This is a genomic window from Streptomyces sp. NPDC088746, from assembly GCF_044751065.1.
Taxonomy (GTDB): domain Bacteria; phylum Actinomycetota; class Actinomycetes; order Streptomycetales; family Streptomycetaceae; genus Streptomyces.
Genome location: NZ_JBIVLA010000004.1, coordinates 610,443 through 623,715, shown reverse-complemented (window position 1 = coordinate 623,715; position 13,273 = coordinate 610,443). Strand labels below are relative to the sequence as shown.

At 72.1% G+C, this 13,273-nt stretch carries 10 protein-coding genes; 5 read left to right on the top strand and 5 right to left on the bottom strand.

The features are described from left to right. Positions 1-16: 16 nt before the first annotated feature. Entirely contained in the window at positions 17-931 is a 915-nt protein-coding gene (locus tag ACIP63_RS21730; RefSeq protein ID WP_401517920.1) for a LysR family transcriptional regulator, read from the bottom strand. Positions 932-1,215: 284 nt separating this feature from the next. Here ACIP63_RS21730 and ACIP63_RS21725 point away from each other — a divergent pair, with 284 nt between their 5' ends. From ACIP63_RS21725 to ACIP63_RS21715, 3 genes are all read left to right on the top strand, one after another. Beyond that, positions 1,216-4,449 (top strand): crotonase/enoyl-CoA hydratase family protein, encoded by a 3,234-nt coding sequence (locus tag ACIP63_RS21725; protein WP_401517918.1) that lies wholly within the window; start codon positions 1,216-1,218, stop codon positions 4,447-4,449. A 63-nt stretch (positions 4,450-4,512) separates the two neighbouring features. Then, positions 4,513-5,694, top strand: coding sequence for a thiolase family protein (locus ACIP63_RS21720; RefSeq protein ID WP_401517915.1), 1,182 nt, complete (start codon positions 4,513-4,515; stop codon positions 5,692-5,694). 60 nt (positions 5,695-5,754) lie between these two features. After that, positions 5,755-6,162: a Zn-ribbon domain-containing OB-fold protein gene (locus ACIP63_RS21715; RefSeq protein ID WP_401517913.1), complete on the top strand. Its 408-nt coding sequence runs from the start codon at positions 5,755-5,757 to the stop codon at positions 6,160-6,162. A 119-nt stretch (positions 6,163-6,281) separates the two neighbouring features. On the opposite strand, the gene ACIP63_RS21710 is transcribed toward ACIP63_RS21715, so the two are convergent. The 4 genes from ACIP63_RS21710 to ACIP63_RS21695 form a co-directional block, all read right to left on the bottom strand. Next, positions 6,282-7,793 (bottom strand): aldehyde dehydrogenase family protein, encoded by a 1,512-nt coding sequence (locus tag ACIP63_RS21710; protein WP_401517910.1) that lies wholly within the window; start codon positions 7,791-7,793, stop codon positions 6,282-6,284. Between the two features lie 97 nt (positions 7,794-7,890). Beyond that, a complete protein-coding gene (locus ACIP63_RS21705) occupies positions 7,891-8,997 on the bottom strand; it encodes an NAD(P)-dependent alcohol dehydrogenase (RefSeq protein ID WP_401517908.1) in 1,107 nt (368 codons plus the stop codon). Positions 8,998-9,272: 275 nt separating this feature from the next. Further along, complete coding sequence (locus tag ACIP63_RS21700) at positions 9,273-9,902, bottom strand: PaaI family thioesterase (RefSeq protein WP_401517905.1); 630 nt, start codon at positions 9,900-9,902, stop codon at positions 9,273-9,275. Positions 9,903-9,984: 82 nt separating this feature from the next. Continuing rightward, positions 9,985-10,758 carry an SDR family NAD(P)-dependent oxidoreductase gene (locus ACIP63_RS21695; protein ID WP_401517903.1) on the bottom strand — a complete coding sequence of 258 codons (774 nt, stop codon included), beginning with the start codon at positions 10,756-10,758 and terminating at the stop codon, positions 9,985-9,987. 205 nt (positions 10,759-10,963) lie between these two features. Between ACIP63_RS21695 and ACIP63_RS21690 the strand changes: the two genes are divergently transcribed. Together ACIP63_RS21690 and ACIP63_RS21685 are read left to right on the top strand one after the other, a co-directional pair. Next, on the top strand, positions 10,964-12,169 hold the full coding sequence (locus ACIP63_RS21690) for an acyl-CoA dehydrogenase family protein (RefSeq protein ID WP_401517900.1): 1,206 nt from the start codon (positions 10,964-10,966) through the stop codon (positions 12,167-12,169). After that, positions 12,166-13,194: a phosphotransferase family protein gene (locus ACIP63_RS21685; RefSeq protein WP_401517898.1), complete on the top strand. Its 1,029-nt coding sequence runs from the start codon at positions 12,166-12,168 to the stop codon at positions 13,192-13,194. The genes ACIP63_RS21690 and ACIP63_RS21685 overlap by 4 nt, the downstream gene beginning before the upstream one ends. The last annotated feature ends 79 nt before the right edge of the window (positions 13,195-13,273 follow it).

Sequence of the window (13,273 nt, the reverse complement as noted above, 5' to 3'; positions counted from 1 at the left end):
CCTCCGCCGCACGGATTCACAGACGCATCGGCCGGGTGTCGTACCGGGCGCGCAGCGCGTCCAGCACGGCCCGCAGCCCCGGCACCCTGTCCTCGGAGCCGGGCCGCCACGCCACGCCGACCCGGAGAGTGAGCGACTCGTCCCGTAGTGGGACGACCTTGAACTGCGGCGCGGTGAAGATCTGGGCGCCCGGTGAGTTGTCCGCCGCCACCGTCAGAGCCAGCGCCCTGGTCCGCAGCACATGCGCGGCCACCTGCAGCGTGTCGTTGTGCGGCAGGTGCACGAGCTGGGTGACTCCGGCTTCCAGGAGCGCTTGGCGGGTCTCTCCCATGACCAGCGGGTGCACCTTGGGGGACGTGACGAGGACCTTCCGGTCGTGGAGATCGGTGAGTTCCAGCGAGGGGCGGTCGGCGAGTTCGTCGTCCGGGCGCATCGCGACACCGTAGGGCCCGTAGGCCAGCGTCAGGCTCTGCGCGCTGTCCGTGCCGAGGGGCAGATGTACCACGGCGAGATCGATCCGGTCGGCGCCGAGCATGACGAGGGACTCCGCGGACGGAGCCAGCACCAGGGGCAGCTGCGTGTCCGGAGACAGCTGGCGATAGGTCTCCAGGAGCAGGTCCAGCACGACGGGCGGAGCCAACGGCGCCGCTCCGAGACGGCACCGGGCGATTGCCTGGTACTCGGCGGGCAGCTGTCGCAGAGCGTCGAACACACGTACCGCTTCGGCCGCCCGGCCCCGGAACGTGTCGCCGAACGGCGTCAGCTCGACGTGATGGTGTTCGCGTACGAAGAGGTCACGGCCCAGCTCCTGTTCGAGCTCCCGGATCCGCCGGCTGAGCGGCGACGGCGTGATGTGCAAGCGCTCGGCCGCCCGCCCGAAGTGGAGTTCTTCCGCGACGGCGAGGAAGTAACGAACCTGCTGGATGTCCACGTGGCCAGTACATCATCAGCCGCGCCCGCCACGGGGAGCGGGGAGGCCGCGCCGGGCTCATTGCCGTAGCGAACACGCCCACGTCACGGAATTGGACATGTACAGACGGTGCGACATGAGTCCAACCTGAAGAAGTAACGCGGCGTTCACATTGATCCGCGTGTCACGAGTGCGCAGCACGCGGGTGACGTCCCGCGGCGACCACGCCTCATCACGTCTTTTACAGCGGCGCTCGGCCCGGCGGGACCGGACCGGCGCGTCGCCCGGCATGCCTGGAGACACGGATGACAGAGACATCACGCGACGGCGCGGGGACCGGCCCGCTGGACGGCATGACCGTCGTGGACACGACGGACGGGCGCGGGGAGACCGCAGGGCGATTCCTGGCCGATCTCGGAGCAGACGTCATCCTGGTGGAGCCGCCGGAGGGCGCGTCGGCGCGTCGGCGCGGCCCGCTGCACGACGGGGTGAGCCTCTCCTTCCTCACGCGCAACGCGAACAAGCGCGGCGTGACGCTGGACCTGGAGACCACCGAGGGCCGGGCCGCCCTTCTGCGTCTGCTGGACCGCGCCGACATCTGGATCGAGTCGCAGCGCCCCACTGGCGGCAAGGGGGAAGGCCTCGACTACGCCTCCGTGTCGCGGCGCAACCCCGGGCTCGTCCTGCTCACCGTCACCGATTTCGGGCTCACCGGCCCCTACCGCGACCACCTGGCTTCGGACGCCGTGCACTCCGCGCTGTCCGGCGGCCTGTGCCGGTCCGGGCTTCCGGGCCGCCCTCCTCTGCCGCCCCCCGGCTCGCTGGCCACCGAAGCGGCCTCGCTCCAGGCCGCCTGGGTCGCCCTCCTCGCCCACTTCTCCAGCATCACGACCGGCCGCGGCGACCACATCGACTTCTCGGTGCACGAGGCGGTCACCCAGGTACTCGACCCCGGCTTCGGCGTCGGCGGCTCCGCGACGGGCGGGCTGCGCGCCGTCGATCTGCCCCGGGGGCGGCCCTCCGCCGGCCATCTCTACCCGATCTTCCCGTGCGCGGACGGCCTGGTCAGGATCTGCGTGCTCAGTCCGCGGCAGTGGCGCGGCATGCGTGCCTGGCTCGGCGAGCCCGAGGAGTTCGCCGACCCCCGGTACGAGCGGCTGGACGTCCGTTTCAACGAGGCGGACCGCGTCTACGCGCACATCGGTGAGTTCTTCAGCGACCGGAACCGCGACGACCTGGTCGCCGCGGGACAGCAGTACGGCGTACCGATCGCGGCTGTCCTGGACGCCGGCGAGGTCCTGCGCGCCGACCACTACCTCGAGCGCGGCGCGCTGGAGGACATCGAGGTCGCCCCCGGCCTGGAGGCCCGGGTACCCAACGGCTTCCTGGAGGTCGACGGTCACCGGGTGGGCCGACGCAGGCGCGCGCCCCAGCTCGGCGAACACAACACGGAGGTGCTGGAGGGCACCGCCACCGAACCGCGTCCGACGCCGGACGCCGCGACGCCGGCCGCCCCCGGGCGCGTCCACCCGCTGGCCGGTCTGCGGGTTCTCGACCTGGGCGTCATCGTGGCCGGCGCCGAACTCGGCCGGCTGCTCGCCGACCACGGCGCGGACGTCGTCAAGGTGGAGGCCCGGGCGTTCCCCGACGGCGGGCGCCAGTCGCGTACCGGCGAAGTGCTCACCGCCTCCACCGCATGGGGCCACCGCAACAAGCGCAGCCTCGGCCTCAACCTGCGTTCCCCCGAAGGCATCGCGCTGTTCAGGCAACTGGCGGCGGACACGGACGTGGTGCTGTCCAACTTCAAGCCGGGCACCCTCCAATCCCTCGGCCTCGGTTACGACTCCCTCCGGGAGATCAACCCCCGCATCGTCATGGTGGACAGCAGCGCGCTGGGCGCGAGCGGCCCCTGGAGCAAGCGCATGGGCTACGGCCCGCTGGTCCGGGCGGCCGCCGGTCTGACCGACCTCTGGCGTTACCCGGACACGCCGGGGGAGGGGCACAGCGACGGCATCACGATCTACCCGGACCACGTGGTCGGCCGGGTCGGCGCAGCCTCCGTCATGGCCCAGCTGATCAAGCTGCACCGCACCGGCACCGGCGGCACCGTCAGCATCTCGCAGGCGGAGATCATCCTGGAAGCCATGGCGGACCTGCTGCTCGCCGAGTGGCTGCGGCCCGGCTCGATGACGGCCGGCCAGATCACCTTCGACGCACCCGACGGCGTGTTCCCGTGCGCGGGCGACGACGAGTGGTGCGTGGTGTCCGTACGGGACGACGGCGAATGGCTGCGGCTCTGCGCGGCCATCGGCCGGGAAGACCTGGCGGCGGACCCGGCACTGGCCGACGCGGCCGGCCGGCTCGCGCACCGCGACCGGATCCGGCAGGCCGTGGAGGCCTGGACGACGCAGCGCGCTCCCCGTGGCGCCATGAACCTGTTGCAGGCGGCCGGTGTGCCGGCCGGTGCGATGCTGCGGGTCGGTGAGCTGCTCACGGACCCGCACCTCGAAGAGCGCCGGTACTTCGCCCGGCTGAGCCAGCCCACGATGGATGAGCCGCTGCCGACGGAAGCGAGGCCCGCGCACTCCCTGGGCCTGGCGGACCCGCCGGTCCGCCCCGCCCCTCTGCCGGGCCAGCACACCCGCGAGCTGGCCGGTGAACTCCTGGGACTCGACACGGAGCAGACCGAGAAGCTGATCGAGGAAGGCGTTCTGGAAGCGATGGAACCCAAGCACCAAGCGGCGATGGAACGCGCCGCGAGGCCGGTCCTGGTGGCGGATGAAGGCCACGTCAGGATCATCACCCTGAACCGGCCCGAGGCACGCAACGCCGTCAACGAGGAGCTGTCCCGGCTGCTCGGCGAGGCTTTGGACGAGGCCGACAAGGACCCGGGCGTCCGGGCCGTGGTCATCACCGGAGCGGGCGACAAGGCGTTCTGCGCCGGAGCCGACCTCAAGGCCGTGGCGCGCGGCGAGAACATCATGCCGCAGGGCCGCGAGGCCTGGGGATTCGCCGGCTACGTGAGTCACCACATCGGGAAGCCGACCATCGCGGCCGTCAACGGCTTCGCCCTCGGCGGCGGCACAGAGATCGCGCTCGCCAGCGACCTGGTGGTGGCCGCCGACACCGCGCGGTTCGGGCTCCCCGAGGTGAAGCGGGGCATCATCGCGGCGGCCGGCGGCGCCTTCCGGCTGGCGGCGCAGCTGCCGCAGAAGGTGGCCATGGAGCTGCTGCTGACCGGCGACACCCTCGACGCGGCGGCTGCCAAGGACCTGGGGCTCGTCAACCGCGTCGTGCCGCAGGACCGGGTGAGGGAAGAGGCCGTGCTGCTCGCGCAGCGGATCGCCGCCAACGCGCCGCTGGCGGTCCAGGCCAGCAAGCGCATCGCGCTGGGCATCGCGGACGGCGCCGTCGCACAGGAGCAGCAGCGCTGGGACCTCTCCTGGTCCGAGGCCCGCGCGGTCATGGGCTCGGACGACGCCAAGGAGGGCCCGCGCGCCTTCGCCGAGAAGCGCGCCCCCGTCTGGCAGGCCCGCTGAGCCGGCGTGCGCGCCCCTCAGCAAGACATCATCGAACGTGTCCCGAAAGGCAGTTGACATCACGTGAGTACCACTGAGCGCGGGGGGCGCGGTCCGGCCATCGCCGGGCTGGGCATCACCGACATGGGCAAGGTGTACGGGCGTACCGCCGCGGACTTCGCCGCGGACGCCGTGCGCCGCGCGGCCGAGGACGCTGGTCTCGCCCTCACCGACATCGACGGGCTGCTCACCAGCCAGGGCGTCGGCGGTGGCGTCGGCCTCGGGCTCCAGCGTGACCTCGGCCTGCGCGACCTGCGGATGCTCTCCGAGGTGCAGGCGTACGGTTCCACCGCCGGCGCCATGGTCCAGTACGCCGCCATGGCGGTGCAGTCGGGCATGGCGGAGGCCGTCGCCTGCGTCTTCGCCGACGCGCCGCTGAAGGAGAAGTCGTCGGCGGGCGCGGCCTACGCCGGTGCGGGGCGTGCCCCCGCCGGCTGGCGGGGGCTGAACGCCGCGGCGGGCATCGCCGGGGCCAACCCGCTCTACGCGATGGCGGCCCGCCGCCACATGGACACCTACGGCACCACGAGCGAGCAGCTCGCCCACATCGCCGTCGCGCAGCGCGACTGGGCGGTGATGAACCCGCTCGCCCAGATGCGTACCCCCATCACCGTGGAGGACCACCAGGCCTCACGGCCGATCGCCGATCCCTTCCGGCTGCTCGACTGCTGCCTCGTGACCAACGGCGGCATCGCCGTCATCGTGACCACCGCCGAACGCGCGGCGAACCTGCGCAAGCCTCCGGTGCACGTCCTGGGCTGGGGTCAGTCCCACCCCGGTTACCCCATGGCCCGCGGCAGCGAGTTCGGGCTGGTCAGCGGCGCCGCCACCTCGGGCCCCGCGGCCATGAAGATGGCAGGCGTCACCGTCGGCGACATCGATGTGGTCGAGCTCTACGACTGCTACACCTTCACGGCACTGATCTCCCTGGAGGACTACGGCTTCTGCGCCAAGGGGGAGGGCGGCGAGTTCGTCGCCGGCGGGGCACTCGGTCCGCAGGGGACGCTGCCGGTCAACACCGGCGGCGGTCAGCTCTCCTCGTACTACCTGTGGGGCATGACGCCGCTCTCCGAGGCCGTGCTGCAAGCGCGCGGAGAGGCGGGAGAACGCCAGGTGCCGCGCCACGACACCGTGCTCGTCAGCGGCAACGGGGGCATCCTCGACCACCACTCGACGCTGATCCTCAGCCCGCACGCGCACGCCTGACGTGCCGCCCCCCGTCGTCTCCCTCGGCCGCCCGGCCGTCCACCACAGAAAGGGTCCGCCATGACCACCGTTCCCGCAGTCCGGCGAGATGCCGACACCGAAGCCTTCTTCGACGGCACGGGCCGGGGCGAACTGCTGATCCGGCACTGCGCCGCGTGCGGCGGCCACGGGGCGCCCCAGGAGACCGCCTGCCCCGCCTGCGGGAAGGCGGAGCTCTCCTGGGTCCCCGCCCTGGGTACCGGAACGCTCGTGTCCTGGACCGCGACGCAGCCCCGTCCCAAGGACGGCGTTCCGGCACCCCGCACGACGATCGGCCTCGTCGAACTGACCGAAGGCCCTTGGCTGTACGCCCGGGTCGTCGGCGTGGACGACGGTGCGCCGTCCTCGGGCTCGCCCGTCACCGTGGAGTTCGCCCGCCCGGCGGACGGGGACGGGGAAGCCGTGCCGGTGTTCCGGCCGAGCCGGTGAACCGCCCCGTGCGGTGACGTATCGCATACGCAAACGAGTGAAGCCCGCAGATGTCTGCGGGCTTCACTCGTTTCGCGGGGCGGTGTGGCGGCGGGGCGCGGCCCCGCCGCCGACAGGGATCAGTCCGACTCGCCCAGCTGCTTCCTGACCGCGGTGAGGGCCTGCGCGACGGCGCCCCGGAGCTGGTCCCGCTTCTCCGTCGTGTACGGGGGCATGGCGGACGGCGCCACGCCGAACGGGAGCGCGCTCTGGGTGATGGTGCGCCGGTGGCTGAACGTGTCGAAGCCGGCCTTGCCGTGGTACGCGCCGGAACCGCTCTGGCCGACGCCGCCGAAGGGGGCGCCCTCGATGCCGAAGTGGAGGGCCATGTCGTTGCGGGTCACGCCGCCGGAGGTGGTGCGCCGCACGAACTCGCGGAACTCCGCGGTGTCATCGCCGTACCAGTACGCGGCCAGCGGATGGGGCTTGGCGGTGATGTAGTCGATGGCCTCGCGCACCGTGCCGTACGGCAGGACGCTGATGACGGGACCGAAGACCTCTTCGTGCGCGATGGTCATCTCGTCGGTGACGCCGAGGAGCAGCGTGGGAGGCATACGGCGGGTTGCCGCGTCCGGGAGCGCCGCCTGCTCGTCCTCCGGGACCATGGTGATGACCTCCGCGCCCTTGGCACGTGCGTCGTCCACCAGCCCCTTGACCCGCGCGAAGTTGCGGTCGTCGACGAGGGTGACGACGTCCGGGTTCTCGCGGTAGGCCGGGAAGTAGCCCTGCATGGCGGTGCGGAACGCGCCGACGAACGCCTCGACCTTGTCCTCGGGTACGAGAACGTAGTCGGGGCACAGGCAGAGCTGGCCACCGTTCATCATGCGGGCGGCGGAGACGCGCTCCGCGGCGACCTGGACGTCGGCGTCGGGGCCGACGACGACGGGGTTCTTGCCGCCGAGTTCGAGGGTGACCGGCGTGAGGTTGCGGCCGGCGGCTGCGGCGACATGGCGTCCCACACCGGGCGATCCGGTGAAGAAGAGGTGGTCGAAGGGAAGCTCGGAGAAGGCGACGGAGGTCTCCGTGCCGCCCCGGACGACGACCGCTTCGTCCTGCGGGAAGCGGGTGGCGACCGCTCGGGCGAACACCTCGGCCGTGCGGGAGGGCACCTCCGAGAACTTGATCATGACGCGGTTGCCGGCGGCGAAGGCCTCGACGGCGGGCTGGAACACGAGGGAGACGGGGAAGTTCCAGGGGCCGATGATGCCGACGACACCCTTGGGCCGGTTCTGGATGTGGGTGGGCAGGCCCTTGGCGGCGGCCGCGGGGATCTCGACGTCGGCCATCCACGCTTCGAGGTTCTCGCGGACGTCGGTCACGTCGCTCATCGCACCGAGGATGTCGCTGCTGAGGGAGTTCGCTTCGGGGCGGTTGCCGAAGTCGGCGTTCAGCGCGGCGGTCAGCTCGTCGGCGTGCTCCAGGAGCGCCGCGGTGAGCCGGTCGATGCGGTCGATGCGGACCGCCGCGCTCGGCGGTCCCTCGGCGAGGAACGCGCGCTGCTGGGCTGCGAGGAGTTCACTCAGCGCGGCGCCGGTGATGCCCTCTTCGGGCACCTGGGCTACAGGGGTGGTGCTGGGACTGGTCAAGGTCATGCTTCTTCCTGGAATGCGATGAAGAGGGGTGGAGCAGGAGGCCGGGCCCGCGCCCGTCCGCTGCCGAAGCGGGGCGCGGACGCGATCCCGGCAGAGCTCATCGCGCGGAGGGCTCGTCGAAGACGAGGACCGGCTTGATCGCCGAGCCGGAGACGGAGTCCGCCATGGCCGTGTTGATGTCGGCGAACGCGTAGTGCCGGACGATCTTCTCGAGCGGGAACTTCCCTTCCGCGTGCCAGCGGACGAGCTGCGGGATGAAGACCTGAGGATCGGCGTCGCCCTCGATGCAGCCGCGTACCGTCTTGCCGGAGGTGATCAGGTCCATCACGTTGAAGGTGACCTCCGGCGCGCCCAGGCCCAGCAGGACCAGCGTGCCCTGCGGAGCGAGCGCGGCGACGGCCGAGCTGATGACGGAGGGCACCGCGGTGGTGTCCACGGCGTGCGTCGCGCCACCGCCGGTGGCCTCGGCCAGCAGCTTCACGAGGTCGTCCGACCGGCCGTCGACGACGGCCGTGGCGCCGAGGGCCAGTGCCGCCTCGCGGCGTTCCTCGGACAGGTCGACGGCGACGATCGTCCGGACGCCGAGGGCGGCGGCCGCCATGACGGCCGCCATGCCCACGCCGCCGGCACCGTAGACGATCACCCGGGCTTCCGGGTCCGGCGCGAGTACGTTCACCACGGCTCCGGCGCCCGTCATGAACCCGCAGGCGAACGGAGCCACCGCCGCGAGGTCGGTCTCCGGGTCCACGACCACCACGTTGTCCTGGCTGGCGATCGCGTGGGAGGCGAAGCTCGACTGGCCGAAGAACGAACCGCGCAGGGGCTTCCCGTCCTGCGTCAGCGTCACCGACCCGTCCGCCCGAAGGCCCGACGAGTTCAGGGCCACGAACGCATCGCAGTAACCGGGCGTGCCCTGGGCACAGGCGTGGCACTGTCCGCAACTGCGGAAGGTGAGCAACACCTTGTCCCCGACGTCCACTCCCGAGATGCCGGCGCCCACGGCCTCGACGATCCCCGCGCCCTCGTGTCCGAAGACGGCGCCGGGCTCGGCGGGCATGCCGGCCTTGGAAACCAGGTCGGTGTGGCACATGCCGGCCGCGACGAGACGCACCCGTACCTCGTCGTCCCGCAGCGGAGCCATCGTGATGGTCTCCAGGGTGAACGGGGTCTTCGGGCCGCGCGACAGTGCTGCGGTGATGTTCATGGGAGGTGTTCTCCTTCGACGTTCCACGGCACGGGAGTGCGGCCGTCGCCCGTGGTCGCGTCGGTTGCCCGGTGGAGAACCGCTGTGTGTGCGGCGGCGCGCGCGGGCATGGCCCGCCGGCCGTCCGCGACGGTCGGCTGCTGTGACAACCGCGTGAAGTGCCTGGTCATTGGATGCTCGCACCTCGGCGGCGCCAGGTCCATTGCCCATTTCCGCATGTGCACGTGTCTGTCTGCGTCATGTGCCGCCGCAGGGACGGGGCCTTGACGGGCTCCTCAGGGCTGACCCGGCCGGAGGGCCACGAAGAGGGCCTCCGCGTCGGCCGTGAGCACGTCGCCGTGGTGGATCGTCGCCGTGAGGTAGCGCTTGCGGCCCTCCTCGCGCGAGAAGCGCGCGGTGAGCCGCAGCTCGGGGCCGATGGGAGTGACGCTTCGGAAATTCACGTGCAGGAAGGCGGTGCGGGCCCGGCGCCGGCCGGTGTTGGCGAGGCGGCCCAGCACCTCGTCGAACACCAGCGGGATCACCCCGCCGTGGGCGGCTCCGTTCCCGCCGAGGTAGTAGCGGCCCAGCCGGAACCTGCCGGTCGCGTGCTCCTCGTCCCACTCGTCCACGTGGAACGCCGGAACGAGAGCCTGTCCGCGCCCCGGGAGATCGAGTCGGTGGCCGGTGATCTGCTCGCTCCCGGGGACGCTGTACGGCGCGAGGGCTGCCGCGACGTCCTGGAGCGAACGGGTCGCCTCCCGTACGACGTCGTCCGGCGCGGCTGCCTCGGCGATCCGGTCCTGGGCGAGCCTGAGTGAGTCGATGAGCCCGGCGAAGGCGGCCCCGCCCGAGGACGCGTTCGTGCCGTCGTTCCAGCCGCCGTGCGGTGACTCGTCGGTCGTGGTCGGTGTGGGCTTGGTCATGAGCTGAGTCACCATCCGTGTCTGCTGTGCGTGGGTGCCGTCAGGAAAGGCCGTGCGGGCGGGTGGAAGCCCCGCCGCCCCGTCAGCCCGCCACGAAGCCGCCGTCGACGACCAGTTCGTCGGCCGTGTGGTAGCGCGAGGCGTCCGAGGCCAGGTAGACGGCGACGCCGCCGAGGTCCTCGGGGCGCCCCCAGCGCCGGGACGGGATGCGGTGCAGGGCCCGGTCGGCGAAACGCTCGTCGTCGAGGAGGTCCTGGGCGAGGGGTGTCTCGATCCAGCCGGGACGGATGGCGTTGACCCTGATGCCGTAGCGCCCGAGCTCGGCCGCGCAGGAGTGGACCAGGCCGGTCAGCCCCGCCTTGCTCGTGGCGTACGCCTGGGTCCTGGACTCGCCCTTGGTGGTGCCGACGATGCTCGACACGGCGACGAGGCTGCCTCCCTCGCCGCGTTCCTTCATGTGCCGGGCGGCGGCCTGGAAGGTGTAGAACACGCCGTCGAGGTTGACGCGCAGCACACGGTGCCATTCGTCCGGTGTGAGGTCGAGGAAGCGGTCGTAGTGGCCGCCCACCCCGGCGTTGGCGATACAGGTGTCCAGCCGGCCCAGGGCGTCCAGCGTTTCCGCCATCGCGGAGGTGACCTGTGCGGGGTCGCCGACGTCGCAGCGCACTGCCACGGCCTTGCGGCCGTGGCGGGAGAGGCGTTCCACGGCGGCGGCGTTGCGCTCCTGGTTGGTGCCCCAGACGGCTACGTGGGCTCCCGCCGCCGCCAGCGCGTCCGCCATGCCGAGGCCGATGCCGCTGTTGCCTCCCGTCACGAGGGCGGTCCGGTCGTGCAGGTCCAGCAGGGAGGGGGCCATGGGCCTTCCTTTCGCTCGCGGCTCGGCTGAGCGCCGACTGTACGGTGCCCGGTGCCTTTGCCGAAACATCATGCAACTAGGTAAGCTATGTTGCCTGAAAGTCGAACGGATGTGGAGTGCCGGTCCGAAAACGGGACGGCCGCTGCGAGCCCTCCCTCGACGGCGTGCGACGCCGGAGAGCGGGGCGGCTCCCTAGGAGGTTCGCTTGTCCATCGATCTGAGCCCCGGAACCGAAGTGGCGGAACTCGCCCGGCGCACCGCCGATTTCGTACGCACGGTGGTGGTCCCGGAGGAGATACGCCACGCGGGGGTGGCCGCCGCCGGCGGCGATCCGATGCGGCTGAACCTTCAGGCCGCGGCAAGGGAGGCCGGAGTCTTCGCCCCGCACGCCGCCGTGGAGTACGGCGGACACGGCCTGGACATGTGCGGCAGGGCCGCCGTCTTCGAGGAGGCGGGCTGGTCGCTCTTCGGGCCGCTGGCCCTCAACATCGCGGCCCCGGACGAGGGCAACATCCACATGCTGGAGGCGATCGCCTCCAGTGAGCAGAAGGAACGCTACCTCCGCCCGCTGGCCGCCGGCGACGTCCGGTCCTGCTTCGCGATGACCGAACCCGCGCCCGGCGCGGGGGCCGACCCCGCCGCCCTGAACACCCGTGCCGTACGGGTGCCCGGCGGCTGGCGGATCAACGGCCGCAAGTGGTTCATCACCGGCGCGGACGGTGCCGCGTTCGCCGTCTGCTTCGCGCGCACCTCGGGCGAAGCGGGCGACCGGGGCGGCGCGACCATGTTCCTGGTCGACGCGGAGAACCCCGGAATGAAGATCGTCCGGCACATCGACACCCTCGACAAGGCACTGTTCGCGGGCCACGCGGAAGTGCTCTTCGAGGACTGCTTCGTACCCGACGAGGCGATGCTCGGAGAGGTGGACGAAGGCTTCCGTTACGCCCAGGTCCGGCTCGGCCCCGCACGGATGACGCACTGCATGCGGTGGCTCGGCATCGCACGGCGCGCACAGGAGATCGCCGTCGAACGGGCCGCTGAGCGGCGGCTGTTCGGTGCGCGCCTCGGGGAACTGGGCATGGTCCAGGGGATGATCGCCGACTCCGAGATCGACATCGCGGCGTCCCGCGGACTGGTGCTGCGCGCGTGCTGGGAGCTGGACCAGGGGGAGCCGGCCGCCCAGGCCACCGCCGTCGCCAAGACGTTCACCGCGGAGGCGGTCTGGCGGGTGGTGGACCGCGCCGTGCAGATCTGCGGCGCCCTCGGCATCTCGGGCGACGTCCTGCTCGGCCGGTACCTGAACGAGGTCCGCCCCTTCCGCATCTACGACGGCCCGTCCGAGACACACCGCTGGGCGATCGCCAAGCGCGTCGTGGGCCGCCAGGTGCGCGCCGCCGGAGGGACGACATGAGCACGACCGCGCAGGAACTCGACCTGACCGCCCTGCGGCACTGGTTCGAGCGCCACGCCCCGGAGATCGAGGGCCCGGTCACCGCTGAACTCCTGCACGGAGGCCGGTCCAACCTCACCTTCCGCATCGACGGCCCGGCCGGCTCCTGGGTACTGCGCAGGCCGCCGCTCGGCGGACTGACGCCGTCCGCCCACGACATGGGGCGCGAGTTCCGGGTCGTCCGGGCGTTGTGGGGCACGGACGTCCCGGTGGCGCGTGCGGTCGCCCTGTGCGAGGACCCGGATGTGCTCGGTGTGCCGTTCTCCGTCGTGGAACACGTGGCCGGCACGGTCGTACGCAGCCGCGCGGACCTCGAACGCCTGCCGCGTGCGGGCGCCGAAGCGTGCGCGTACGCCCTCGTGGACGCGATGGCCTCCCTGCACGCCGTACCGTATGACGAGATCGGTCTCGGGCGGTTCGGCAGGCCCGAGGGGTATCTCGGGCGCCAGGTGAGCCGGTGGCGCGACCAGTGGGACCGGGTCGCCACCCGTGAACTGCCCGACCTGATGCGCCTGCACGGCCTCCTGGCCCAGCGCCTGCCCACCGAGTCGGCCGCGGCGATCGTGCACGGGGACGTACGCGTGGACAACGCCATCCTCGACCCGGACGACCCGAGCCGCGTACGGGCACTCGTGGACTGGGAGATGGCGACCCTCGGCGACCCGCTCGCGGACCTGGCCCTCCACCTCGTCTACCGGGACGAGGCGTTCGAGCCGGTGCTGGGCGGCTCGGCGGCCTCGGTGAGCGACCGCTTCCCGGCCCCCGCCGCCCTCGCCGAGCGGTATGCCCGGGCCTCCGAACGGGACCTCGGCCCGCTGGACTTCTACCTCGGGCTCGGCTACTTCAAGATCGCCGTCATCGCGGAGGGCATCCACGCCCGTTACGCCGACGGCCTCACCGTCGGCGACGGCTTCGAAACCGTCGGGTCCGCCGTCCCCCGCCTCGCCGCCGCCGGACTCGCGGCGCTGACCGGCCGGACCCCCTGACCCGTTCCGGCCCGGCGGCGAAAGAGGCCGGCCGGGCCCAAGGTCACCCACCACCGTGCGTCGCACCGAGAAAGGCGGC